General features: G+C 72.9%; 18 protein-coding genes and 1 pseudogene. 10 read left to right on the forward strand and 9 right to left on the reverse strand.

Annotated elements, in window-relative coordinates:
* Positions 1-53: 53 nt before the first annotated feature.
* On the reverse strand, positions 54-707 hold the full coding sequence (locus tag ACF07B_RS23135; RefSeq protein WP_392180319.1) for a hypothetical protein: 654 nt from the start codon (positions 705-707) through the stop codon (positions 54-56).
* Between the two features lie 430 nt (positions 708-1137).
* Here ACF07B_RS23135 and ACF07B_RS23140 point away from each other — a divergent pair, with 430 nt between their 5' ends.
* From ACF07B_RS23140 to ACF07B_RS23150, 3 genes are read left to right on the forward strand one after another with little or no spacing between them, the layout of a single operon-like run.
* Complete coding sequence (locus ACF07B_RS23140; protein WP_362391488.1) at positions 1138-1794, forward strand: response regulator transcription factor; 657 nt, start codon at positions 1138-1140, stop codon at positions 1792-1794.
* A complete protein-coding gene (locus ACF07B_RS23145) occupies positions 1791-3206 on the forward strand; it encodes a sensor histidine kinase (protein WP_392180320.1) in 1416 nt (471 codons plus the stop codon). Before ACF07B_RS23140 ends, ACF07B_RS23145 begins: the two co-directional genes overlap by 4 nt.
* 51 nt (positions 3207-3257) lie before the next feature.
* Positions 3258-4448, forward strand: coding sequence for a spermidine/putrescine ABC transporter substrate-binding protein (locus ACF07B_RS23150; RefSeq protein WP_369486342.1), 1191 nt, complete (start codon positions 3258-3260; stop codon positions 4446-4448).
* Positions 4449-4512: 64 nt separating this feature from the next.
* On the opposite strand, the gene ACF07B_RS23155 is transcribed toward ACF07B_RS23150, so the two are convergent.
* The 3 genes from ACF07B_RS23155 to ACF07B_RS23165 form a co-directional block, all read right to left on the reverse strand.
* The gene (locus tag ACF07B_RS23155; RefSeq protein WP_392180321.1) at positions 4513-7851 is read right to left on the reverse strand and encodes an ATP-binding protein; all 3339 of its coding nucleotides are present in this window, start codon (positions 7849-7851) and stop codon (positions 4513-4515) included.
* A 128-nt stretch (positions 7852-7979) separates the two neighbouring features.
* Positions 7980-10949: an FG-GAP repeat domain-containing protein gene (locus tag ACF07B_RS23160; protein WP_392180322.1), complete on the reverse strand. Its 2970-nt coding sequence runs from the start codon at positions 10947-10949 to the stop codon at positions 7980-7982.
* A complete protein-coding gene (locus ACF07B_RS23165; RefSeq protein WP_392180323.1) occupies positions 10949-13507 on the reverse strand; it encodes a S8 family serine peptidase in 2559 nt (852 codons plus the stop codon). Before ACF07B_RS23165 ends, ACF07B_RS23160 begins: the two co-directional genes overlap by 1 nt.
* 347 nt (positions 13508-13854) lie before the next feature.
* Here ACF07B_RS23165 and ACF07B_RS23170 point away from each other — a divergent pair, with 347 nt between their 5' ends.
* From ACF07B_RS23170 to ACF07B_RS23180, 3 genes are all read left to right on the forward strand, one after another.
* A complete protein-coding gene (locus ACF07B_RS23170) occupies positions 13855-14244 on the forward strand; it encodes a sortase-dependent protein (protein ID WP_392180324.1) in 390 nt (129 codons plus the stop codon).
* Positions 14241-14876: a class F sortase gene (locus ACF07B_RS23175; protein WP_392180325.1), complete on the forward strand. Its 636-nt coding sequence runs from the start codon at positions 14241-14243 to the stop codon at positions 14874-14876. Before ACF07B_RS23170 ends, ACF07B_RS23175 begins: the two co-directional genes overlap by 4 nt.
* 149 nt (positions 14877-15025) lie before the next feature.
* On the forward strand, positions 15026-15517 hold the full coding sequence (locus ACF07B_RS23180; RefSeq protein ID WP_369483850.1) for an RNA polymerase sigma factor: 492 nt from the start codon (positions 15026-15028) through the stop codon (positions 15515-15517).
* 84 nt (positions 15518-15601) lie between these two features.
* On the opposite strand, the gene ACF07B_RS23185 is transcribed toward ACF07B_RS23180, so the two are convergent.
* Positions 15602-15988, reverse strand: coding sequence for a hypothetical protein (locus ACF07B_RS23185; RefSeq protein ID WP_392180326.1), 387 nt, complete (start codon positions 15986-15988; stop codon positions 15602-15604).
* 270 nt (positions 15989-16258) lie between these two features.
* Here ACF07B_RS23185 and ACF07B_RS23190 point away from each other — a divergent pair, with 270 nt between their 5' ends.
* Together ACF07B_RS23190 and ACF07B_RS23195 are read left to right on the forward strand one after the other, a co-directional pair.
* Positions 16259-17623, forward strand: coding sequence for an FAD-dependent oxidoreductase (locus tag ACF07B_RS23190; RefSeq protein ID WP_392180327.1), 1365 nt, complete (start codon positions 16259-16261; stop codon positions 17621-17623).
* A gap of 63 nt (positions 17624-17686) precedes the next feature.
* Entirely contained in the window at positions 17687-18214 is a 528-nt protein-coding gene (locus tag ACF07B_RS23195) for a hypothetical protein (RefSeq protein WP_369483844.1), read from the forward strand.
* Positions 18215-18249: 35 nt separating this feature from the next.
* Here ACF07B_RS23195 and ACF07B_RS23200 read toward each other — a convergent pair whose 3' ends face one another.
* Together ACF07B_RS23200 and ACF07B_RS23205 are read right to left on the reverse strand one after the other, a co-directional pair.
* Complete coding sequence (locus ACF07B_RS23200; protein WP_369483843.1) at positions 18250-18933, reverse strand: glycerophosphodiester phosphodiesterase; 684 nt, start codon at positions 18931-18933, stop codon at positions 18250-18252.
* A gap of 18 nt (positions 18934-18951) precedes the next feature.
* Positions 18952-20065, reverse strand: a pseudogene (locus ACF07B_RS23205) (adenosine deaminase).
* 551 nt (positions 20066-20616) lie between these two features.
* On the opposite strand from ACF07B_RS23205, the gene ACF07B_RS23210 reads away from it, so the two are divergent.
* The gene (locus tag ACF07B_RS23210; protein ID WP_392180328.1) at positions 20617-21474 is read left to right on the forward strand and encodes a DUF4190 domain-containing protein; all 858 of its coding nucleotides are present in this window, start codon (positions 20617-20619) and stop codon (positions 21472-21474) included.
* Between the two features lie 70 nt (positions 21475-21544).
* Here ACF07B_RS23210 and ACF07B_RS23215 read toward each other — a convergent pair whose 3' ends face one another.
* Together ACF07B_RS23215 and ACF07B_RS23220 are read right to left on the reverse strand one after the other, a co-directional pair.
* The gene (locus tag ACF07B_RS23215) at positions 21545-23140 is read right to left on the reverse strand and encodes an MFS transporter (RefSeq protein WP_392180364.1); all 1596 of its coding nucleotides are present in this window, start codon (positions 23138-23140) and stop codon (positions 21545-21547) included.
* Positions 23141-23453: 313 nt separating this feature from the next.
* Positions 23454-24038 (reverse strand): NADAR family protein, encoded by a 585-nt coding sequence (locus ACF07B_RS23220; RefSeq protein WP_392180329.1) that lies wholly within the window; start codon positions 24036-24038, stop codon positions 23454-23456.
* A 208-nt stretch (positions 24039-24246) separates the two neighbouring features.
* Here ACF07B_RS23220 and ACF07B_RS23225 point away from each other — a divergent pair, with 208 nt between their 5' ends.
* Positions 24247-25773 (forward strand): gamma-aminobutyraldehyde dehydrogenase, encoded by a 1527-nt coding sequence (locus ACF07B_RS23225; protein WP_369483840.1) that lies wholly within the window; start codon positions 24247-24249, stop codon positions 25771-25773.
* Positions 25774-25803 lie beyond the last annotated feature (30 nt).

Below are 25803 nucleotides of genomic sequence, written 5' to 3' on the forward strand. Positions count from 1 at the left end.
CCCCGGCCGGGAGTCGATCCCGGCCGGGGCCGCACTCTTTCCCCCGCCCGGGATCAGGCGCTCTCGGTCACGCTGGAGAGGCTCGGCCCCTCGGCCGTGCCCGGCTCCCCCTTCTCCGTGTGGAAGCCGGGCACGTCGCCGGAGCCTTCGACGGAGCCGCCGACAGAGCTTCCGCCGGATCCGGTGCCGGGCTTGCCGGGCCTGCCCGGAACGGGCAGCGGAGGCAGGCCGGCTTCCGACGAGAAGGTGATGCCGGCCTTCTTCAGGATCGGCGAGCACGCCTTCACGGCGGCCCGGTAGCCCTTGGACGCCGGGTCGAATCCCTTGGACGCCCCCACCCGCACGCTGAACCGGATGTGGCCCCGCTTGTCCTTCGAGGCGTGGAACGCCGGGAAGACCTTCTGTCCGTGGCCGCGCATGCACGCCGCGAACGCGTCGTCGGCGGCGTTCACGTCGCCGGGCGCGTGCGAGGTCGGCCGGTAACCGATGGCCGGCATGGCCCCTCCGGACGGCAGGCTGCCCTTCGGCGCCGTGCCGGACGCGTGCTGCGTGAGCCGGGGGGACGCGGCGGTCCCCGCCGTCGCCGTGGTCACGGTGGACCTGTCGGACGCCGAGGCGGCCGAGGCGCTGACCGTCCCGAGCGTGGCGGCCGAGATCAGGGCGCAGGCCAGGGCGAGTCGTTGTGGCCGAGTGGCCAGTGCACGCATGGGTGTCCTCCATGGGGCGGGCGGCGATGCCGCCGGGTCGGATGCGATGGCGCACGGTGGCGCACCGCCGCGCCGTCACGTGTCGTGGCTCGACCGTCAGGGCGGGGCGTGCGGTGTCGTGTTGTGCTCCAGACAAGCCCGGAGGCGGTTACGGCACGGGAACGGCCGTCCTTATCGCGAACCGACGCCGAGCCACAGGCGTACGCCGCGACTGCGGGACCCTGCCGGGGTGTCCGGCCCTGCCGGAGACCTTGCCGGGACGGCCGGCGCCTGCCGGGCACTGCCGGGACTGCCGGGGATCTTGCCGGGACGCCCGGGCCCCCGCCCGGGTGTGCGGCCCCCGCCCGGGCGTGCGGGCCCTGCCGGGGTCCGGGGCTCGCACAGGGAGCGCTTATCCCCGTGTAACCCCCGGGCCGCCACACTGACCGCCATGCGTGTGCTGGTGGTCGAGGACCATGAGGAACTGGCCGAGACCGTGGCCGCCGGGCTGCGCCGCGAGGGCATGGCGGTCGATCTCGCGCTGGACGGGCCCACGGCGTTGGAGCGCGCCACCGTCAACGCGTACGACGTCGTCGTGCTCGACCGCGATCTGCCCGGCGTCCACGGCGACCAGGTGTGCCGGACGCTGGCCGCGGGCGGCAGCCGGGCGAGGGTGCTGATGCTGACCGCGTCCGGCACGGTGGCCGACCGGGTCATGGGACTCGGTCTCGGTGCCGACGACTATCTGTCCAAGCCCTTCGCGTTCGCCGAACTCGTCGCGCGCATACGGGCCCTGGCGCGACGCGCGCAGCCCGCGCTCCCGCCTGTCCTGGTCCGCGGGGAACTGCGGCTCGACCCGGCGCGGCGGCAGGCGACCCGGAGCGGTTCAGGGCTCGCCCTCAGCCCGAAGGAGTTCGCCGTGCTCGAACTCCTGCTGGCCGCGCAGGGCGCCGTCGTCTCCACCGAGGAACTCCTGGAGCGCGCCTGGGACGAGGCCGCCGACCCCTTCAGCCAGACCGTGAAGGTCACGGTGAGCCGGCTGCGCCGCAAACTGGGGGAGCCGCAGGTGATCGCGACGGTGGACCGGGCGGGATACCGGATCGCATGACGGACGCATCCGCCGGAGCGGACCGCCCGGCCCCGTACGGCACGCGCCCGCGGCCGGCACCGCCCGGCCGCCGCTGGTGGCGGGCACCGCAGCTCACCCGCGGGCGGCCGGCCCCCGGCGGTGTGCGATGGCGGCTCGCCCCACGCAGCATTCGCTGGCGGCTGACCCTGCTCTACAGCGCGCTGTTCATGGCGGCGGGGGCCGGCCTGCTCGGCTTCACCTACCTGCTGGCGTCGCGGACCGCGCCGTCGACGGCGGTCGGGGGCTCGTCCGCGGTGCCCGGCATGCCCGGGGGCGAGGGACAGACCCCCGATCCGCCGACGCTCACGATGTACGCCGAGGCCCTGCGCGCCGATCAACTGCACCAGCTGCTCGTCGAGGCGGGCATCGCGCTCGCCGTGATGACCTTCGCCTCCGTGGCACTGGGCTGGCTCATGGCGGGACGCGTCCTCGCGCCGCTGCGCACGATGACCTCCGCCGCCCGGCGGATCTCCGCGGACAACCTCCGCCTGCGGCTGGCGGTACCGGGTCCCGAGGACGAACTCAAAGCCATGGCGGACACCTTCGACGACGTACTGGGGCGCCTGGAGGGCGCGTTCGAGGCGCAGAAGCAGTTCGTCGCCAACGCGTCGCACGAACTGCGCACCCCCCTCACGCTCCAGCAGGCGATCGTGGACGTCGCGCTCGCCGACCCCGGGGCGTCGGTGGAGAGCCTGCGGGCCGCGTGCCTGCGCGTTCGTGCCGCCGGGCAGGAACAGGAGCGCCTCATCGACGCCCTGTTGACCCTGGCGCGCAGCCAACGCGGGCTTCAGCGCAGGGAGTTCGTCGACCTCGCCGCGACGGTGCGGGAGCTGCTGCCGGACGGCGGGCCCGAGACCGGTGGGCCGCGGGTGCGGGCCGACCTCGGCTCCGCGCCCGTGCTGGGCGACCCCCAGTTGATCGAACGCCTCGTGGTCAACCTCGCCGACAACGCCGTACGGCACAACAGCGGTGGGGACCAGGAGAGCTGGGTCCGGCTGTGGACCGGCACGGAGGCGGGGCGCGCGGTCCTGCGGGTCGACAACACCGGGCCGGTGATCCCGCGTGACCAGGTGGCCGGACTCTTCCAGCCGTTCCGGCGGCTGGGCGCGGAACGGACCGGAACGCACCCGCGCGGGAAGGGCCGCCCCCGCGAGGGCCTGGGGCTCGGCCTGTCCATCGTCACGGCCGTCGCCACCGCCCACGGCGGCACGGTCGAGGCATGGCCCCGTGCGCGGGGTGGCCTGTCCGTGAGGGTGGCGTTCCCGCCGTGCGCACCACCCGCGCCGAGGCCGGGCCAGGCGCCGGGCCGGGGACGGGCGGTGATCACGCGCGCGGAGCCCTCGGAACACCGGGAAACGGATCGACAGGGTGTCGGGTCGGCGGGCGACTGATCGACGCAGCGTCCATTGTCCCGGCCGAGCCCGGGTCGGCATGCTTCGCGCGTGCCAGTGAATCGGAAGACCTCGCCGCCCTCCCGCCGGTCCCTGCTGCGCGCCCTGGGCGGCGGTGCCGCGCTCGGGGCCCTCGCGGGATGCGGGGTACCGGCGGCGTACGTGGGACCGGGTGACCGGGCCGGAGCGGACCTCTCCGCCACGGACAAGCGGCTGACCTGGGCGAACTGGCCGCTGTACATCGACACCGACGACGAGGACAGCACCCGGCGGCCGACGCTGGAGGCCTTCGAGAAGCGCGCCGGGATCTCCGTCGACTACATCGAGGAGATCAACGACAACGACGAGTTCTTCGGCAAGATCAGCCCGTCCCTGATGAACCACCAGCGGACCGGCCGCGACCTCATCGTCATCAGCGACTGGATGTGCGCCCGCTTCGTGCGGCTCGGCTGGGTCCAGGAGATGGACCGGTCCCGGCAGCCGAACGTCGTCAAGTACCTGGACCCGCTGCTGAGTTCGCCCGCCTTCGACCCCGGCCGCAAGTCCTCGGTGCCGTGGCAGTCGGGGATCACCGGTATCGCGTACAACCGTCGCAAGGTCGGCCGCGAGATCCGGCACGTGTCCGATCTGTGGGCCGACGACCTCAAGGGCCGGGTCACTCTGCTCTCCGGCCTGGACGAGGCGTTCGCGCTGCTCATGCAGGCCAACGGCGTCGACATCAGGAAGTGGCGGGCCGACGACTTCCACCAGGTGTGCGATCAGGTCGAGAGGCAGGTGCGCCGCGGCCAGATCCGCCGCTTCACCGGCAACGACTACATCAAGGACCTCGCCGGCGGGGACGTGCTGGCCTGCCAGGCCTACTCGGGCGACGTGATCCAGCTCCAGGCCGACGACCCCGACATCCGCTTCGTCGTCCCCGAGGAGGGCGCCGAGCTGTGGGCCGAGTCGCTGATGATCCCCAACCTGGCCCGGCACAAGGCCAACGCCGAGAAGCTCATCGACTACTACTACGAGCCCGAGGTCGCCGCCGAGCTGGCCGCCTGGGTCAACTACGTCTGCCCGGTCCCCGCCGCCCGGGACGTCCTCGCCTCCTCCAAGGACAAGGACACCGCCGCCCTCGCCGAGGACCCCCTGATCTTCCCGGACGCGACGATGCGCAGGCGTCTCGCGATCGCCCGTGACATCACCTCCACCGAACGCACGGAGTTCGCCAAGCGCTGGAACGCGATAGCCGGCCTGTGAACCGGGGGAGCGGCGGGCACCGAGGAACCGGTGCCGGCCAGGGGCGGTCGGTGCCCGCCCGCTGTCACGGCTCGCGGAGCAGGTCCCGGGCTCGTGCGAGCCGGCGGGTTCCGGCCGGATAGGGCAGCGTGCGGGCCAGCGACTCGGCCCGCGTCAGCTCCTTCGCGCCCTCCCGGGCCGGGGCGAGCCGCGACAGCGAGGTCCCGAGGACGATCCGTGCCTCCACCTCGGTGAGGCGTTCCCCGGTCCGCTCCGCCCGGGCCGCCTCGGCGCGCGCGAGCCGCAGGGCGGCCTCGGTCCGCCCCGACAGGAGCTCCGCCCAGGCCACCAGGACCGGCGCGTCCTCGGCATGACCGTCCAGGGCGCGCAGCGCCTCGTCCGGGTGGCCGGTGCGCAGGGCGAGTTCGGCGCGGGCCGTGCGCACCTCGTGCTCCGCCTGCCGGTCCCCGAGCTCGGCGGCGACCGCCTGCGCGCGGTCCAGCAGGGGCAGCGCCTCCCGCGCCGCGCCCGTGAAGGCCCGTACGCGGGCCAGGGTCGCGAGGGCGTACGGAAGGCACCAGGCGTCGTACGCCTCCGCGCCCGCCACCGCTTGTTCCGCGAGGGCGAGGGCCGGCCCGGGTTCCTCCAGCAGCAGCCGCAGTTCGGCGAGGTTCCCGCGCTCGAAAGCCGCGGCGGTCGGATCGCCGGACCGTTCGGCGAGGCCGAGCGCGCGGGTCCCGATCTCGACGGCCTCGCGCAGTCTTCCCGCCCGCCGCGCGTTCTCACGCAGCATCGACAGGACCGAGCCGAGGAGCGTCGGATCGCCGTAGGCCTCGGCCGGCGCCAGCGCCTGGTCGCCCGCTTCGCGTGCCTGGTCGAAGCGGCCGGCGAGCCCGAGGTTGGCGGCCTGCATCGCGAAGGCGCGGGCCACCAGCCGCTGGCCGGACGCTCCCGGCACGTTCCGTGCCGCGGTCAGGGCCTGCCGGGCGGCCTCGGCCCCGGCCGTGTACCGGCCCTGGACACAGCGGACCACGGACAGGGCGAGGAAGTGACCGGCGGCCGGTTCGGGACCGGTGTCCGCGCCCACCGGGTGCTCCCGAAGGGTGCGGCGGGCGGAAGCCGTGGCGCTCGTCCTGACCAGGGTCTCGGCGAGCAGGGCCGAGGTGAGGACCGCGTCGTCGTGGTCCTCGCGCCGCTCGAACTCCGCCAGGGAGAGCCGCAGGGCTTCGGCCGCCTGCTCGAAGTGGCCCATTCTCCGCAGGACATGGGCGTGGGCGAGCCGGGCGCGGGCCGCGTCGACGTCCAGCCGGGCCACCAGGTCGCGGTAGTAGCGGTCGGCGGTGTCGTTCGCGTACAGGGCCGCGGCCCGCTCCGCGGCGCGGCGCAGGTATTCGGCCGCGCGCGGATCGTCGGCGCGGGCGAAGTGGGAGGCCAGGGTGTCGACGGCATCGGGACGGCGCCGCCGGACCGCCTGGGCGAACGCGGCGTGCAGTTGCCGGCGGCGGACCGCCGCGAGCTGTTCGTAGCAGGTCAGCCGGACCAGAGGATGCCGGAAGGCCACCCCTTCCTCGGACCGTCCGGCCACGACGACGGGCCGTTCCTCGACGAGCGAGGCGGCGATGGCCTGTTCCAGGGCGTCGGCCGCCGCGGCGCCGGCCACCGGCGGGTGCAGCCCGTGCTCGGCGACATCGAGCAGTTCGGACAACGCGGTGTCGCCGCCCGCCACGGACAGCGCCTCGACGACCCGGCGCGCGTCCGCGTCCAGCCGTACGAGCCGGTCGGCGACCAGCCCCCGTACACCCTCGGGGGCGAGGCCCCCGCCGTTCTCGTCGGCCGGGCCGTGAGCGAGTTCGAGGGCGAACAGCGGGTTTCCGAGGGAGAGTTCCCACACCTTCAGGGCCCGGTCGTCCCGTGACATGTCGGTGGCCGCGTCGCGTACGACGGCCAGGCAGGCCTCCTTGTCGAGCCGGCCCAGTTCCTCGCGCACGGACAGGCGCTGACGCAGCAGTGATGCCACGATCGAGCGGCGCGGGTCGCCGTCGGGGAGTTCTTCCTCGCGGTACGTCACCAGGAACCGCAGCGCGGTCCTCCGTTCCACGGACCGCCGGGCCAGATGGCCGAGCAGTTGGTACGAGCCGGTGTCGGCGGCGTGCAGATCGTCGAGGACCATCAGCACCGGGCGCACCGCGGCGAGGTCGCCGAGCAGGGCCGCGCTCGCCCGGAACAGCCGGTCCCGCTCCTCCTCGGGACTGCGTTCGCCGGTCGTTCCCACCTGCCCCAGCGACGGCAGGAACGAGGCCAGTTCGGGATATTCGGCGCCGACCCGGGCGCGCTCGGCCGCACTGTGCTCGGCGAGCCATCCCTCCAGCGCCTCCGCGAAGGCCCCGTACGGTGTGTGCCCCTCCGCGTCCCGGCCGCCGCCCCACAGCACAGCGGTGCCGGCCGAGGTGGCCCGCCGCGCCACCTCGCCGACCAGACGGGTCTTGCCGACGCCCGCCTCGCCGGTGAGGAGCGTGACCGGGGGGCCGTCCGCCGAGAGGAGCCGTTCGAGCACGGCGTCGCGGCCCCGCAGCTCGGGCGCGCCGCGGCCGGCCCGCAGCGGGGCCGGGAGCAGCGGTGTGGCCGGGACGGGGGCGGGGGCCGCGGCCAGTGCGAGCCGGTGCAGCCGCTCCGTCTCCGGGCCCGGCCGCACGCCGAGTTCGGTGTCGAGCGTGTCGCGGCACACGTGGTACTGGTGCACGGCTCGTCGGCGCAGCCCCTGGCGCAGCCAGGCGTCGATGAGGAAGCGGTGGGCCATCTCCTCGGCGGGGCTGGCGGCGAGGACCTGCTCGGCGAAGGCGGCCGCGTCGGCCGGGGCACCCCGTTCCAGGTGCTCGCCGGCGAGCCGGAGCAGCAGTTGTTCGCGCAGCAGCGTGAGCCGGGCGCGCCGGTCGTCGGCCCAGCGCGCGTAGCGGTCCTCCGGGAGCATCTCACCGGTGAACCGGTCGAGGGCGCAGGTCAGTGCGTCGATCCCGCCGTCGGCGAGGGCCGCGCGGGCCGACGTCTCGGCCTCGTCGGCGTCGATCCACACGGTCGCGGGGTCGAGATACAGGAGCCCGCCGTCGGAGACGAGGTACGAGGAGGAGGCGCGCGGGGCGAGTTCGGGTTCCAGGGCGTGGCGCGCGGCGTGCAGGGCGACCCGCAGACTGCCCGCGGCGGCCTGCGGATCGGCGTCGGGCCAGCAGACGCCCATCGCCTGTTCGCGGTGCAGGCGGTGCGCGGGTGACACGGCGAGGAGTTTCACCAGGGCCTGGGCGCTGGGCCGGGGCCACCGTTCGGCCAGTGCCGGGCCGCCGTCCCGGGTGACCCGAAAACCGTTGAAAAGGTACAGCCGGAGCAGAGGGGCCGACGAGGTCGTGCGGTGGGGCGGCTGCTGCGGACTCATCAGGGCGCCACTGTAGCCGAGCACGCCGAGGACCCCCCGGGCGTGTGCCCGGGGGGTCCTCGGCCGATCCGGCCCGACCCGATCCGGCAGGCTCAGGTCAGGTCAGGTCGAGCAGCTTCCGTACGCGCTCAGGAGAGCTTGTACGTGGTGACCTGGTGGATGGCGTTGTTCGGCAGGTAGTAGCGGCCGCCGAACTCCTCGGCCGTCCGGTCGACGCCGGTGTAGTCGCCCGTCAGCGAGAGCGCCTCGTCGACCCCGTCGCCGTTCAGGTCGGCGGCGAGGTAGTCGCGCGCGCCCATGAGGCTCGCGCTGCCGACGCCGTTCGCCCAGGTGTCGGCGGACTCGAAGATGCTCGGGTCCCACAGGTAGAGCCCGCCCTCGACACCGGCGACCAGCAGCTTGCGGCCGCCGGGACCCGTCAGGAAGCCGCCGCCGTAGGACTGCGGCAGCACCCCGGCCTTGGAGTCCACGCCGTCGGCCTCGTACCGCCGGAACGAGGCCGTGCCTCCCTCGTACAGCACACCCTTGTCGGTGAAGTAGCTGAAGTGCGTCCACAGGCCGCCGGCGTAGCCGGAGTGCAGCACCTCACCGGTGCGGCCGTCGCGGATCTCGAAGTAGTTCCGCGGGTTGAGCGATGCGGCACCGTTGATCTCGAGCGGGGCGGTGACGTTCCACTGGTAGACGACCGCGTGTCCGTCCGCGTACGGGATGTCCTCGGACGCGAGGATGCCGTCGTTCGGGGTGGCGGTGCGGACGCCCCCGACCGCCTCCGCCGGGGCCTTGGGTGCCGCGTCCCAGCGGACCTTGCCGTTCCTGGCGTCGAGCGCGACGGCGTCGGTCACCGCGTCGGTCCGCTGGTACGCGTTGAGGCTCGCGTAGGCCGCGTACACCTTGCCGTCGTTCACGGACGGGTCGGTGAAGCGCACGTCGCCGGCGCTCTTGGGCGCGCTGTACGTCCACAGCGCGTGGCCGTCGCCGTGGTAGGCGCGCAGGGCGTCGGTCGGGACGAGGATGTCCAGCTCGCCGTCGCCGTTCAGGTCGGCCAGTTCGGCCGAGCGCACGTACTGGCCCGCGCCGCCCTCGATGGTGGCGAGGGTCTTGCCCGTCCTGCCGTCGAGGACGACCACGGCGGTGTCGGCCGCGACGACGATCTCCGGCCTGCCGTCGCCGTCGACGTCACCGGTCTCGATGTCGTGCACCGCGCCCGGCACGGTGGCCTGCCACAGCTTCTCGGGCTTGCCGCCCACCAGCGACGGACCGGAGTAGGCCCACACGCCGTCGGACGAACCGGCCATGACGACGTCCTTCTTGCCGTCCTTGTCCAGGTCGGTGGCCTTGGCGTACGCGATGTCGCCCATCAGCGGCGTCACGTCCTCGGCCTTGCCGCTGCCGAGCTTGAACGTGCGGATGTTCTCCGCCTGGTCGACGACCCGCACGTGTGTGCCCCGGTCGTCGCTGAAGACGTCCTGGTACATCGGGGCGGCGGCGACGCCCTTCTGCTGCCACTTGATGTCGCCCTTGGCGGAGTAGACCGTCAAGGACGCGTACCGTCCGCCTCCGGGGTTGTTCGCCCCGTTGATCTCGCGGTCGTCCTGGGCGGAGGTGACCAGCTTGCCGTCGGCCACCTGCAGCCGCCAGACGCTCGCCGCGTCCTTGGAGTTGTCGGCGTCGCGCTTGACCGTGCTCGACCACAGCAGCGTGTCGGGGTCGGTGCCGTCGAGCACGCGCACGGTGCTGGCGTTGACCCAGTAGCCCTCGTCGAGCGAGGACTCCGCGACCGCGTACTCGTCGCCGTCCCTCGCGGTCAGGTCACCGACCGTCAGCGCGGTGGGCAGGACGTTGTCCCGGGTCTCCAGCGTGGCGCGGTGACCGGTTCTCAGGTCGTAGGAGGCGACCTCGTAGCGCACGGCGTCCGTCGCGTCCCGCTGCTCCAGCGCGACGATCCGCTTGCGGCCCGCGTCCACGCGCAGTTGACGGCCGTAGAGCACGCTGTCGGTCTGCCAGTCCACCGAGCCGTCCGCCGTGTCGAGCACGAGGGTGTGGCCGCGCGCGTCGACACCGGCGGCCTTGGCCAGGTTCCAGGTGAGGGCGACCTTGCCCTTGCCCAGGTCCTGGATGTCGCCCCAGTTGCCCTTGCGGGCCTCCCCGGTGTCGTACGTCCAGGTCCGCGCCGGGGTCAGCACGCCGTCCGCGGAGGAGAAGCGGATGCCGGTCAGGGTCATCGTGGCGGCGGCCGGGACCTTGGAGTCGCCGCTCATCCGCGGCGCGTCGGCGACCAGCAGGGCGCCGTCGACGATCTTCACCATGGAGGCGCGGTTGTACAGCTTCGACCAGACGGTCCTGCCGGTCTTGCCGTCGAGGACCGTCACGAACGTGCCCGTGGTCAGCGACGAGCCCGGCGAGGTGAACGGACGCGGGTACGGCGTCGTGCCGACCTGCGCCGAGAAGACCACGTCCGGGACGCCGTCGCCGGTCAGGTCTCCGGTGGAGTATCCGTTGTCCGAGTTGGCGGAGAACGGCGAGACCGCGTTGTAGCCCATCAGGATCTGCGCCGGGTACGGCTCGGCCCGCCAGACCTGGGTCGGCTTGACCTGCCAGTCGGTGTAGAAAGAGCTGCTGGTGCGCGCCCACACCTCGCTGCCGTCAGCCGTGTGCCGCTGCACGTAGCCCATGCTGTTGACGGTGAAGTAGTCGCCGTTCTTGCCGACGGGCACGGTGGCGCCCATGCCGCGCACGCCTTCCAGCGTGGAGGCACCGGTGAGCGTGACCTTGGTGGTCGGGTCGACGTCCGTGGAGGCGCCGTCGAGCTGGGAGCCGCTGCCGGTGTCAGTGCCGGAGCCGGAGCCGGTGTCCGTGCCGGTGCCGTCGTCGGCGGGCTTCGGGGCGTCGTCGGACTTCGGGCTGACGGTGCCGGTGGCGTCGGCGTACGGGTCGAGGCCGACGTGGGCGGCCAGCGTCTCGGCCTCGGCGCTGGTCAGCTTCATGGCCGAGCCGCTGTCGTCGGCGGCCAGGGCCTGCGGGCTCGCGCTCAGGCACAGGCCCGCCGCGACCAGGGCGGAGGCGAGCCGCAGGGCCCGCCGGGACTGGGGGGCTCTCATCACTTGGCTCCCTGCGCGAAGCGGACGGCGGTGCCGTCGGCGATCACGGACTGGTTGTAGGAGTACTGGAGTGCGTCGGTGCCGGACTGGTTCGCGATGCCGACGGTGGCGCCCGCGCCCTTGTCGGCGACCGACTGGTACTGGACGGTCACGGAGCCGGTCGCCTCGTCGAAGACGACCTCGAAGGAGGAGCGGCCCGAAGTGCCGTTGGCGTAGGCGGCGTTGTTCCAGACGACGGCGAACCGGCGGCTGCCCGTGGTGCCGGTCGTGGCGGTCTGCACCGACGACTTCTTGTCGAGGGTCAGGTCGTCCCACAGCGGGGCGATGATGCCCTTGACGCTGTTCGCGCCGGTCGTCGGCAGCGCGGTGTTGCTGTAGTCGCCGACGCGCGAGGACAGGAAGTTGACCAGGCCGTCGGTGGTGACGGAGGCGGAGGAGTACGAGACCCCGTACAGGCTCACCGGGAAGGGCAGCGCGACGCTCGCGGAGTCCTCGTCACCGGTCAGCGAGACCTTCTTGGAGCCGGCGATCCAGGAGTACGCGGCCGGGGCGCAGCTGTTGCCGGAGCTGTCGGTGCGGGCCGGGACCCGGACGTCCTTGGCCAGGTCGGCGGAGGCGACGGTGGCGGTACCGGTGTAGACGCCGTTGCACAGGACCGGCGCCGCGGGCTTCACCGTCAGGCCGTAGGTGCCCTCGGCGACCTTCGCGAAGCTGTAGGTGCCCTTGGCGTCGGTGGTGACGGCGGCGACCGGGGAGCCGGTCAGCTCGACCGTGGCACCGGCGAGCGCCTTTCCGGAGACGTCGAGCACGGTGCCGGCGACCTTGTGGGAGGCCACCGCGGTCAGCGCGAAGTCCTGGGTGAGGGCCTGGTTCTCGGTGACCGTGACACCGGTGGCCGAGCCGGTCGCGTAGCCGTAACCGCTGTACGCGAAGGCGTACGTGCCGGCCGGCAGGGCGATCTTGTACGTGCCGTCGGCGGCGGTGGTGACGGTGCGGACGTCGCCGCCGGTACCGGTGGCCGAGACGGTGATGTTGGCGAGGGCCGCGCCGGTCGCCTTGTCGGTGGCCTTGCCGGTGACGGTGGCCGCGGTGTGCGGGGCCAGGTCCACGGAGGCGAGGATGTCGAGTTTGCCCTGACCCCACACGTTGTTCATGCCGGCGGTGCCGCCGCAGTGGGTGTCGTCGACGTCACGTGCGCCCTGGTCGAGCAGCGCACGGGTCTCGTCGATCTTGCCGATCAGCGAGGGGGCCGCCGACCACAGCAGCGCGACGGCGCCCGCGACGTGCGGTGTCGCCATCGACGTACCGGATATGGAGTTGTACGACGAACCGGGCCACGTGGAACGGACGTTGACGCCCGGCGCCGAGATGTTCGGCTTCGTCGAGCCGTCGACCAGCGAGGGGCCGAAGCCGGAGAACGAGGCGATCGTGCCGGCGGAGTCGTAGGCGCCGACGCCGTAGGACGGGGCCTGCGAGCCGGGGGCGTGCGCGGTGGAGCAGGTCGTGCCGTCACCGTCGTTGCCGGCCGCGAACGCCTCGAAGATGCCGGCGGCGTTCCAGGCCTCGACGATGTCCTGGTAGAACGTCGTGTCGCCGCCGCCCCAGGAGTTGTTGACGATGTTCGGCGCGAGGTCCGGGCGCGGGTTCTGACCGTTGTGGTCGGTGGGCGCGAGGATCCACTGTCCGGCCGCGAGCAGCGACGCGTCCGAACAGGAGGAGGACTCGCAGCCCTTGGCGGCTATCCACTTGGCGTTCGGCGCGACACCGATGCCGTTCTTGCCGACCATCGTGCCCATCGTGTGGGTGCCGTGGCCGTTGTTGTCGCAGGGGACGCCACTGGTGCCGCACTGGCCCGTCGGGTCGTACCAGTTGTAGTCGTGCGTGAAGGAGCCGTCGCCGTTGTTGCCCCGGTACTGGGCGACCAGGTCGGGGTGGTTGTACTGCACGCCCGAGTCGACGTTGGCGATGACGATGCCCTCGCCGCGGTCGTCGTACTGCTTCCACACGTCGTCGGCGCCGATGTCGGCGACGCCCCACTCGGGGGTGTCGTCGCCGCTCGCCGAGGAGTCCGTGCGCGACGTGGTGATCTCGCTGTCGGCCGTCTCGACGTCGTCGAGCTTGTAGTGCTGCTCCTTGACGATCGACGCGACGTCCGAACGCCTCGCCAGCTCGTTCACGAGGTCCTGGTCACCGGTGACCTGGACCGCGTTCGCGATCCAGTAGTCCTTGTGGCCGACCTTCTTCTTGTCCAGGAAGGACGTGAGGGAGGCCTGGCTGTCCGCGGCGTTCGCGCGCAGCTCCTTGAAGGCGGCCCTGGCCCTCGCGGCGTGTGTCTTCTGCTTCTTGGCGCGGGACAGGTCCGCCTGGTCCTTCAGGACGACGAAGAACGTCGCGTCACCGCCCTTGGCCACGGCGGCGGTGAGCGTGGAGTCGACCTCGGCCGACGAGGTGGTGCCGGCGGCGAGCGCGGGTGTCGACGCGGTCAGCAGGGCGGTCGCGGTGAAGGCGGCCGCCGCCCAGACGGCGCGTCTGCGCCGGGGCGGTTGGGGCAGGTGCATCTGGGGTGCTCCTCCAGGAACGGTACGGGGGAGCTCGGACGCTAGGCAGCCGCCGTTACTCGGGCATTACAGGGTTCGGCCCGGCCGGACAACTGCCCGCTTTCCAGGGCGAACCAGGCCGCGTGCGCTCATACGGTCACGTCAACACCGCGGACGGACGAGGGGGGTTGGCACCAAAACGGAGCCGGCCGGCCGCTGTCGCGGCCGGGTTCTCGCGCGGCGCGGCTTCCGCTCAGCGGCTTTGCCCGCTCTTTACAACCCGGTCCGCCCCCGGTTCGTCTCTCCGCTCGATCCGTAACCGGCCCGCCGTCCTGACCGGCGGGCGGACCGAGGAAAGAGAGCGATTCATGCGCCGAACCGTCTTCAGTGCCACGGCACTCGCGTGCACCGCCGTACTGGTGGGCACGGTGCCCGCGTTCGCCGACGGGAGCTCCCCGCGCCCCTCGACCCGTCCGGGCGCCACCACGGCCCCGGCCCCGGCGAGTCCCACCGCCGCGCCGGCCCCGGCGAGCCCCACCCCGAGCCGGGCGCCCTCCGCCGTTCCCAGCGCCGTGCCGACGCGGGTGCCGGGCTCGCGGCAGGTCTCCGTCCGGCCGAGCGGAGCACCCGACACCGGTGTGGCGACGCCCGGGACGCCGTCCTCGGTTCCGGGCGGGCTCGTCGGCGGGGGCGCCGCCGTGTTCGCCGCGGGTGCGGCCGTCCTCGTCGTACGCCGTCGGCGGGCGACCGGGGCATGACGCCTGTCTCCAGGCGCGCGTTCGTCACCGTGGCCGCGGCCGCGCTGCTCGTGGGCTGCGGCGGCCACCCGGCCGCCCCGCCCGCGGACGCACGGTCCGGCGGCGCGTCGGCGACCGCACGGACCGGCGGCGCCACGGCCTCACGGCCGGCTGCGAAGCCGGCGCGTGCGCTCGGGCGTTCGGTGCCGGTCGGGCTGCGGATACCGGCCATCGGGGTCGACACCCCGCTGATCCGGCTCGGACTGGCCCCGGACGGCAGCGTGCGGGTGCCCCCGGTCGCGGCACACGACCGCGCCGGCTGGTACCGGCACTCGCCGACGCCCGGCCAGAAGGGCCCGTCGGTGATCCTCGGCCATGTCACGGTCGGCTCGTACGGCGACGGCGTCTTCCGTCACCTCGCGCGCCTGCGCCACGGTGACCGGATCGTGGTGCGCCTGGAGAACGGCAGGTCGGCCGGGTTCACCGTCGGCGAGGTCCGTACGGTCGCCAAGGCCGACTTCCCGGCCGAAGCGGTCTACGGCGACGTGGACCGTCCGGAGCTGCGGCTCATCACCTGCGGAGGTCCCCGCTCCGGAAGCGGCTACCGCGACAACGTGATCGTGTTCGCGACGCTGACCTCCGCGAGCCCCTGACCCCCGGCCGGCCGATCGACGGGGCGCCGGGCTCCCCGTCGCCGCCCCCGTGTCCCCCGTGGACCGGGAGGCGGGGATCCTGGGCCGAAGGACCGTACCCCGCGGCCCAGGATCCGCCCCTCCCGGCATCGTCACGACCATGGAGAATGTTGAAAGGGTCCCGTGAGAAGGCGGCGTCCGAGCTGTTCGCCGCCCTCTATCCGCGCCTCGCCGGCTGGTGCCGCCGTCTCGTCGACGACGACGGGACGGCCCACGAGATCGCCTCGGAGGCGTTCACCCGGCTCTGGTCCCGCTGGACCTCCGTGGCCGAGCCGCGGGGGTTCCTCTACGTCACCGCGGCCAATCTCGTCCGGGACCACTGGCGCAAGCTGGAGCGGGAACGCAGGGCCGTGCACCGGGCCACCGCCGAGGTTGTCGTCGGCCCGCCCAACGAACAGGCCGATCCGTCCGTACGTCTGCTCGTGCAGTCGCTGCCCGAACGGCTGCGCGTCCCGATCCTGCTGCACTACTACGCTGACATGCCGATCCGGGAGGTGGCCGCGCTGACCGGGCGCAAGGAAGGAACGATCAAGGCCGATCTCCACGCGGCCCGCGAAACGCTCCGCGCCCACCTGAGGAGAAGTCTTGATCACACACTCTGACGACGGTCCGGACTTCGGCCCCGACGACCCGCTGGCCGTCATCATGCGGCCTCCGTCCGAGTACCTCTCCCCACCGCCCGGCCGTTACGAGGCGATCCGCCGGGGCGCGGCCCGTCGCCGGCTGCTGCGCGCCGCGGCCGGGGTCGGAACGGTGTGTGCCGTCGGCGTTCTCCTCGCGCTGCCGCTCCGGTCGGCCGCACCCGAGGCGCCCGTGTCACCGGTGGTCCCGCTGGCCCCGCCGCCCGCGAGCAGTCCGTCGGCCGAGCCCACTCCGTCGTCGCGGCCCGGGAGCGTCAGTCCGCGTCCTCGTGCGAGCACTCCGTCCCGCCGGACGCCGGCGCCCAATACCGCACCCGTTCCCACGGCCCGGACGAGCGGCGTACCCTCCCTCAGCCGCACTCCGTCGGCGACCCAGACCTCCGCGCCCGCGACCGCCGGACCGTCCGCGGCCCGGACCGGAGCCGTTCCCACACCGTCCAGGGGGGCTCAGCGGTAGGGGGTGCGGCGGGGGCCGGGGTTCTCACGGTGCGGAAGGCCCCGCTTCTCGCGGCGCCAGCGGGGCTGGGCTTCCCGGGGTGCGACGGGCGTGCCCCGCCGTCCGAGGGCCACCCATAAAGCGGCCCTTCAGGACCCATAAGTCTGCCTTATGAGGTCATAGCCCGGACCCGCCTACTGACTTAGGTTTGCCTCAGTTTAGGCTTCCCGTCGAGTCCCCCGCCCCTGTTCGAAGGGAACCTGATCATGCCTCGCCCTCTGCGGGTAGCCATTGTCGGAGCCGGCCCGGCCGGAATCTACGCCGCCGACGCGCTGCTGAAATCCGCAGTGGCCGCCGAGCCCGGTGTCTCCATCGACCTGTTCGAGCGGATGCCGGCCCCGTTCGGTCTCATCCGTTACGGCGTCGCCCCCGATCACCCCCGGATCAAGGGCATCATCACGGCCCTGCACCAGGTGCTCGACAAGCCGCAGATCCGCCTCTTCGGCAACGTCGACTACCCGCGCGACATCAACCTGGACGATCTGCGCGCGTTCTACGACGCGGTGATCTTCTCCACCGGTGCGACGGCCGACCGGGCCCTCGACATCCCCGGCGTCGAGCTCGACGGCTCCTACGGCGCGGCGGACTTCGTCTCCTGGTACGACGGTCACCCGGACGTCCCGCGCACCTGGCCGCTGGAGGCGGAGAAGGTCGCCGTCCTCGGTGTCGGCAACGTCGCCCTCGACGTGGCCCGCGTCCTGGCCAAGACCGCGGACGAGTTGCTGCCCACCGAGATCCCGCCGAACGTGTACGAGGGACTCAAGGCCAACAAGGCCCTTGAGGTCCACGTCTTCGGCCGCCGCGGTCCGGCGCAGGCGAAGTTCAGCCCGATGGAGCTGCGCGAGCTGGACCACTCGCCGAACATCGAGGTCATCGTCGACCCCGAGGACATCGACTACGACGAGGGCTCGATCGCCACCCGGCGCGGCAACAAGCAGTCCGACATGGTCGCCAAGACCCTGGAGAACTGGGCGATCCGCGACACCGGCGACCGCCCGCACAAGCTGTTCCTGCATTTCTTCGAGTCGCCCTCCGAGATCCTCGGCGAGAACGGCGAGGTCGTCGGCCTGCGCACCGAGCGCACCGCCCTCGACGGCACCGGGAACGTCAAGGGCACCGGCGAGTTCAAGGACTGGGACGTCACCGCGGTCTACCGCGCGGTGGGTTACCTCTCCGACAGCCTGCCCAAGCTGCCCTGGGACGTCGACTCGGGCACGGTGCCGGACGCGGCCGGCCGGGTGCTGGAGGACACGGGCGAGCACCTGTCGTCCACGTACGTCACCGGCTGGATCCGGCGCGGTCCCATCGGTCTGATCGGTCACACCAAGGGCGACGCCAACGAGACGGTCGCGAGCCTGCTCGACGACCACGCCAACGGCCGTCTGCTCACGCCCTCCTCGCCCGAGCCGGAGGCCGTCGACGCCTTCCTCGGCGAGCGGGACGTCCGTTTCACCACGTGGGAGGGCTGGTACCGGCTGGACGCCGCGGAGAAGGCCCTGGGTGAGCCGCAGGGCCGCGAGCGCGTGAAGCTCGTCGAGCGCGAGGACATGCTGCGGGAGAGCGGCGCCTGAGTCTCCGGAGCCCCGGGAGGGGGCGGTTTTGAACACGTTCAAGCCGGGGCGTACGCTCCCGGTATGAGCGACAGAGCCGCCCTGTCCCGGGGCATCCGTGCGTGGCTTGTCTTCTTCGTCGTCAGCCTGGTGCTCAGTGGCGCCACGGCCTTCCCGCTGGTGCACGAACTGCACTGGACCGAGGACCTGTTGAGGGCCCTGTCCGTGCCGGAGCACCTGCCCGTCCTGATGGACTGGATCGAACGCGTGCGCCGCGGCCTCGACACCGCCGACGCCCAATACCCCTTCCTGCTCTACGGAACCGACTGGCTGGCGTTCGCGCATCTGGTGATCGCGGTCGCGTTCTACGGTCCCTACCGCGATCCGGTCCGCAACATCTGGGTCGTCGAGTTCGGGATGATCGCCTGTGCCGGCATCGTCCCGCTGGCCCTGATCTGCGGACCGATCCGCGGAATCCCCTTCTGGTGGACGGTCGTCGACCTGTCCTTCGGGATCTTCGGGGTGATCCCGCTGTATGTCGTCCGGAAGAAGATCAAGCGCCTGGAGGCGCTGACCGCGGACCCGGCTCCCGTGCCGGTACCCGCCGCCTGAGAGCACCCGGGGCGATCCGCCGGCCCGGCTCCGGCTCAGTCCCGGCGCAGTGCGGTCAGGGCGTCGACGCGGTTGGTCGTGATCGAGTCGACCCCCGCGTCGAGCAGGCGGCGCATGGACCGGCGGGTGTCCGGGGTCCACACGGAGAGCAGGTGGCCGCCGCGGTGGACGTGGGCCGCCAGGTCGCGGTTCACCAGGGGGAAGCGGTAGTTGAGCCAGCGCGGGCGTACGACGTCGAGCAGGCCCGGACGCGGCGGGGCCAGGCTCGTCCAGGTCAGCGCGATCTCCGCGGACGCGTCGGCGGCCCGCACCGCGAGCATGGCGGGGGCCCCGGCGCAGTAGTACACCCGCTCCCCGGCCCCGCACGCCCGCACCACGTCCACGACCTCGCGCGCGACCCCCGCGTCCACCTGTCCCGGCAGATCGACCATGACCCTGCTGTCGCCGGTCGCCCCGAGGGCCTCCGCCAACGTCGGCACACCGCCGGCCGTGAGTCCGCGCACCTCGTCGCCGGAGAGCGAGCCCAGCGGCCGGTCGTGTCCCCACAGACGCTTGAGCGTCGCGTCGTGCAGCAGGACGGGTACACGGTCACGCGTCAGGCGTACGTCGATCTCGACGGCGTCCGCGCCCCGGTGGAGCGCGGAACGCAGCGAGTCGATCGTGTTCTCACGGACGCGATAGGGGTCGCCGCGGTGGGCGACTGCGGTCACGGTGCGCATGGGGCCATTGTGCTCGGTTCAGAGCGCGAGCCAGGTGGCGGCGTACGTGTCGATCTCCGCGGCGAGTTCGGCCTTCTCCGCCGCGCCGAGGAACGAGGCGTGCACCGCGTTCTTGGCGAGCTCCGCGACGCCCTGCTGGTCGAGGCCGAGGAGGCGGGCGGTGACCGCGTACTCGGTGTTGAGGTCGGTACCGAACATCGGCGGGTCGTCGGAGTTGACGGTGACCGTCACACCGGCCGCCACGAACTCCTTGACGGGGTGCTCGTCCAGGGTGCGGACGGCGCGGGTGGCGATGTTCGAGGTCGGGCAGACCTCCAGCGCGATGCCGTGCTCGGCGAGATGGGCGAGCAGCCGCGGGTCCCGCGCGGAACTCGTGCCGTGGCCGATGCGCTCGGCGCCGAGGACGTTCAGCGCGTCCCAGACCGTCTCCGGGCCCGTCGTCTCACCGGCGTGCGGCACCGACCGCAGCCCCGCCGCGCGGGCACGGTCGAAGTACGGCTTGAACTGGGGCCTCGGTACGCCGATCTCGGGGCCGCCGAGTCCGAAGGAGACGAGCCCCTCCGGCCGCAGCCGGTCGTCGGTCGCGAGCCGCACGGTCTCCTCGGCGGCCTCCAGTCCGGCCTCGCCCGGGATGTCGAAGCACCAGCGCAGGACGACACCGAGCTCGGCCTCGGCGGCCTTGCGGGCGTCCTCGATCGCGTCCATGAACGCGCGCTCGTCGATTCCGCGCCGGGTGGAGGACCACGGAGTGATCGTCAGCTCGGCGTAGCGCACCTGCTGACGGGCCATGTCGCGGGCGACCTCGTAGGTCAGCAGCCGTACGTCCTCGGGCGTGCGGACGAGGTCGACGACGGACAGGTACACCTCGATGAAGTGGGCGAAGTCCGTGAACGTGAAGTAGTCCGCGAGCGCCTCGGGGTCGGTCGGCACCCGGGAGTCGGGGTGGCGGGCGGCGAGCTCGGAGACGATGCGCGGGGAGGCGGAGCCGACGTGGTGGACGTGCAGTTCGGCCTTGGGCAGCCCGGCGATGAAGGTGTGCAGGTCGCGGGCGTCGCGGGCGGTGATGTGCTCGGTCAACGGGTTCCTCCCCGGAACGGCGTCCCCGGGCCGTGTGCGGCCGGACGCGGGTGATCGGCTGATCGACGTTTCGGAATCATCGTAGGCGGCCGCCCCCGGCGGGGTCCGGCGCACCCCGCGGGGGGCGAGGGGCCGTCGTACGACCGAGTTCCGGGGCGCGGCATGGGCCGTAGCATGACGGAACGTACAAGAGAGGGGACCTCGCGCATGTCCGACGACGCCCAGAGGCCGACAGCCGCCCGCGACGCGGGTGTTTGGGCTCCGCCGGGCGGGGCGAACCCGGTGCCCGAGCGCGGCGGGTCACCCGGGCCGAGCGGATCGTCCGGCGCGGCCCCCGGGCCGGATTCCGGTCCCCCGGAGGATGCGACCCCCGAGACGGATCGCGGTCCCGCGGGCGATGCGACACGCGAAGGGGTTCGCGGTCCCGCGGGCGATGCGATACCCGACGGGGTTCGCGGTCCCGTGCATGATGCGACACGCGACGGGGATCGCGGTCCCGTGTACGACGCGACACGCGACGGGGATCGCGGTTCCGTGCATGATGCGATACCCGACGGGGTTCGCGGTCCCGTGCACGACGCGACACGCGACGGGGTTCGCGGTCCCGTGGGCGATGCGGTGCCCGAGGCGGATCGCGCGTCCGTCGGCGGTCCGGATCGTGTGCCCCCGGCGGGCGGCGCGTTCGGTGAGGCGCCCGCGGGTTCCGTTCCCGCGCAGGGCGTCGCGCCCCTCGCGGTCCCCGCCCCCGACGCCCGGATCTCGCTCGGCAAGCGCGAGGCCGACCGGGCCTCCGAGTTCAACCCCTGGTCCCCGCCCGAGGAGATCGTCTCGTCCGGGGGGACCACGCGGGGGAGTGCCGCGCCTCCTCCGGCGTACGGGCTCCCGGCGATCACCTCGCTGCCCGGCCCGCCCGTCCCGCCCGGACCCGGACTCCTCGGCGGCCCCACGGGGGGCAGCCCCTTCGCTCCGCCGGCGGCCCGCACCCCCTACCCGCAGCCCTTTCCCGGCGAGCCCGTCCCTCCGCCGCCGATCGCCCCCGGAGGTCCCGGCCTCCCGTACGGCTACGGCTACGGGTATCCGCAGTACCCCGGCGCTCCCGCGGGTGCCGTCCCTCCGGGCGTGCCGGGTTACGGCTGGCCCGTGGCGGGGCCCGCGCCGAGCAACGGGCTGGGAACCGCCGGGCTCGTGCTGGGCATCATCGCGGCGGTCCTGTTCGTCGTGTGGCCGCTGGCGATCGTGCTGGGCGTCCTCGCCGTGATCTTCGGGCTGATCGGCGGGGCCAAGGCCCGCCGCGGCGAGGCCACGAACCCCGGGCAGGCGCTGGCCGGGGTCATCTGTGGAGCCGTCGGACTCGTTCTCGCCGTCGGCGTGTTCGTCCTGATCATCGTGTTCGCCTCCGACGGCGGCAGCGGTGACGCGGGTGGCGACGACGGCTTCTCCACGTCGCTGGTGACACAGCGCTGACGGCCCGCGCGACCCACCGGTGACACGGCCCGCGCCCGGCGGTCCGTCCGTGGGAGGTCCGACGGCGCTGTCAGCCGGCCGGCGGGGGTTCCTCCCGCTCCGTCGTCCCCCCTCGGCCGCCGGGGTGGCGCAGGGCGCAGAGGAACCCGACGGCGAGCGCGATCGCCATGCCGTAGAAGACCCGCTGGTTGGCCTCGGCGAAGTCCGTCCGCACGCTGCTCATCACGTCCCGCATGGTCGACGCGGTGACGCCGGTGCCCGTGGGCTGCCGCGCGTCGGAGTTGCCGGTGACCGCCTGGGTGATGTCGTCGGCGACGCTGTGGGCCTCGGCCGACGACAGGCCGTGGGACCGGAGCGTCGAGACGACCTTGTCCGTCATCGTGTGTGTCAGGACCGTCCCGAAGATGGCGAGCCCGACACTCGCCGCGTAGTTGCGGACCGTCTGGGTGATGCCGGTGACCTCGCCGTAGGAGGCTCCGATGGACCGGTTGACGGCGTCGGTGGACGCGGGCGCCAGGATGAAGCCGATCCCGGCCCCCGCGAGGGCGACGTAGGGCCACTGGTCGTGCATGGACAGGTCGGTCAGCTTGCCGGCCCAGAGGTAGAACCCGACCGCGCCCAGGGCGGTGCCGATCTTCATGGCCGGCCGCGGGCCCTGCCGGTCCAGCATGCGGCCGCCCCACTGGGAGGCGATCGCGAAGCCCGCGAAGAAGTACAGGAGGTAGAGCGCGGCCTGGTTGGGCGAGGCGCTGAGGGAGACCTGCGCGTACACCGAGGCGAAGAAGAACACCGGGACGAAGGCCAGCATGGCGAAGAAGAGCACCAGGGAGTCCACGGTGAACGCCTTGTCCCGGAAGACCGCCAGGTTGACCAGCGGGTCGCGCCGGTCCCGCTCGTAGCGCCAGAAGACGATCAGGACGACGAGGCCGCCCGCGATGCAGCCCCAGGTCGCCACGCTGTCCCAGCCCCACGCCGCGGCCTGCTGGAATCCGAGCACGCTCAGGCCCATGCCCACCGCGATGAGCAGGGCCCCGACGCCGTCCAGCGACTCGTCGCGCCGCCGGTCGGGAATGCGCGCCAGCACGGTCAGGACGAGGGCCACGATGGCGACGGGCACGTTGACCCAGAAGATCGCCCGCCAGGTCCACGCGGTGAGCCAGCCGCCCAGCAGCGGGCCGATGGCCGTCAGCGCTCCCGACAGTCCGAAGAACAGGGCCAGGGCCCGGCCGCGCCGCTGCACCGGGAACACGGCCACGACCACGGCGAGTGCCGCGGGGAAGAGGAGAGCGGCTCCCAGGCCCTGGGTCGCCCTGAAGACGATCAGCCAGGTCTGCGCGAAGTCTCCCTCGGGCACACAGCCGCACAGCACCGACGAGATGACGAACACCAGGGTGCCCACGACGACGACACGACGTGGCCCGAGGAGGTCCGCCAGCCGCCCGCCGAGGGCGAAGAACGCGGCGAGCGACAGCAGGTAGGCGTTCACCACCCACTGCATGCCGGACGCCGAGAGCCCCAGCTCGCGGACGATGTCCGGGGCCGCGATGGAGACGATCGTCTGGTCGATGAACGTCATCGCCACCGCGAAGAGCATCGCCGTCAGTGCCAGGGACTGGCGGGGCGCGCTCGGTGCGGTGGGCGCGATGTCGTTCTGCTCTGCGTACATGCCACTCACACGGACAGTTTTGGCCGGTCGGGGCACCACCGCATCCGGAGATCGTCCGCTCGGGCCACAGCCGGGACCGTCCCGGAGCCGCCGTGGCCCGGTCGGCACCCACGATCTGGCACGCCCGGGTCAGCGGCCGGAACCCCGATCCGTTACGCCCAGGTCAGCGGCCGGAGCCCCCGACCCGGTACGCCCGGGCCGGCAGCCGGAACTCCCGACCCGGTACGCCCCGGTCAGCGGCCGGGAACGCGGCCCGCCCGTCCGTCGGGGACCCCTCACCGCCCCGTGCGCGAGCCGGCCGGCCCGGCGGCCGTCACCCCTGGATTCCTTCCGCGGACCCGTCCCCGAGGCGCAGCCGCTCGCGTGCCTCCATCAGGGCGAAGCCCAGCAGGTTCTCGCCCCGCCAGCGGCGGGGGTCGTGGGCGCCGTCGTCGTTCGCGGCGAGCCCGATGCCCCAGACCCGGTCCATGGGGCTCGCCTCGACCAGCACGCGCCCGCCCGTGCCCAGCAGGAACGCCCGCAGGCCGGGGTGGGCGGCGAACTTGTGGACGCTGCCCCCGACGACGATCCGGAACCGCTCGCGCTCCCACACGGCGTTGTCGAAGTCGCGCACCAGCCGTCCGGCCTTCTTGGCGAGCGCGGGGTTCGGAGCCTCGATCGCCTGCCGCTCGGCCTCGGCGTCGCCGAACAGGCGCGCCTTGGACGCCATCATCCAGTGCTCCGCCGTCGCGTAGGCGACCCCTTCGACCACGAAGGGTGAGGGCCACCACTGGCTGAGACAGCTCGGTCCCACCTGGCCGTCCGCCCGCGGGCGGTGCCCCCAGAAGTGCAGGTACTTCACCGGCGTCCCCGACGCGACCGCACCGACCAGCGCGTCCCGTGTATCGATCTTCCCCATGCACGCCACTGTGGCACGCACCACTGACACAGCGTCCCGCCTTTTCCGGGAGGACTCGACACCTGGTCAAAGGATTCCGTCGCGTAACCAAAAGGCAACAACGGAATCACTTGTTGGAGTCCCTTTGCTCTGTCAGGATCGGCACTCAAATCGAGCTGGAGCTACGCCGACCCTCGTCCCGACGAGGAGGACGGCGGAGGAGAGCGACATGCACAATCCGGGCCATCGCTTCCAGGCGCAGGACCGCCTCGCGGGCGGCGCGCAGTACATCGGAGGCCGTCTCACCCAGGGCACCTCGGGCCGTACGCACGCGGTCGTGAACCCCGCCACGGGCGAGGAGGTGTACACGTACGAACTGGCCGGAACCGCCGACGTGGACGCGGCGGTCGCCGCCGCCCGCGCGGCGTTCCCCGGCTGGGCCGCCACCACCCCCGGGGAGCGGTCCGACGCCCTGCACCGGTTCGCCGCCGTGCTCGCCGAGCGGGCCGAGGAGTTCGCCCAGGCCGAGTCGCTCCAGTGCGGAAAGCCCCTGAAGCTGACCCGCGAGTTCGACGTTCCGGGAACCATCGACAACACCGCGTTCTTCGCGGGCGCCGCCCGGCACCTCCAGGGTCAGTCGGCCGGTGAGTACTCCGGCGACCACACCTCGTACGTGCGCCGCGAGCCCATCGGGGTCGTCGGCTCCATCGCGCCCTGGAACTACCCGCTCCAGATGGCCGCCTGGAAGATCCTCCCGGCGATCGCCGCGGGCAACACGATCGTGCTGAAGCCCGCCGAGCTGACCCCGCTGACCTCCCTGCTGTTCGCCGAGGCGGCCACCCACGCGGGTATCCCGGACGGTGTCGTCAACATCGTCACGGGCCTGGGCAAGGAGGCCGGCGAGCATCTGGTCGGGCACCCCGACGTCGCCATGACGTCCTTCACCGGGTCGACCGCCGTCGGCAAGCGCGTCGCGGAGATCGCCACCTCGACCGTCAAGCGTCTGCACCTGGAACTCGGCGGCAAGGCCCCCTTCCTCGTCTTCGACGACGCGGATCTGGAGGCCGCCGTGCACGGCGCGGTCGCCGGTTCGCTCATCAACACCGGCCAGGACTGCACGGCCGCCACGCGCGCGTACGTGCAACGTCCCCTCTACGACGCGTTCGTGGAGCGCACCGGCGCCCTGATGGCGAGCGTCCGCGTGGGCGACCCCTTCGCGCCCGGCACCGACCTCGGCCCGCTGATCTCGCACGCCCAGCGCGACCGCGTCGCCGGATTCGTCGACCGGGCCCGCGGCTACGCGCGCGTGGTCACCGGCGGAGAGGCCCCACAGGGAGAACTCAAGAGCGGTGCGTACTATGCGCCCACGCTCGTCGCCGACGCCGGGCAGGACAGCGAGATCGTGCAGGCCGAGATCTTCGGCCCGGTGCTCGTGGTGCTCCCCTTCGACACCGACGACGAGGGCATCGCGCTGGCCAACGACACCCCGTACGGACTGGCCGCCTCCGCCTGGAGCCGCGACGTCTACCGGGCCAACCGCGCGACCCGCGAGATCAAGGCCGGGTGCGTGTGGGTCAACGATCACATCCCGATCATCAGCGAGATGCCGCACGGCGGTTACAAGGCGTCCGGCTTCGGCAAGGACATGTCCGCCTACTCCTTCGAGGAGTACACGCAGGTCAAGCACGTCATGTTCGACAACACCGCGGTCGCCAGGAAGGACTGGCACCGCACGGTCTTCGGGGACCGGCCGTAGCCCCACCGGCTACGGCCCTGTGGCAGACCA

Origin of the sequence: Streptomyces sp. NPDC015532 (assembly GCF_043078065.1) — a bacterium.
GTDB lineage: Bacteria > Actinomycetota > Actinomycetes > Streptomycetales > Streptomycetaceae > Streptomyces.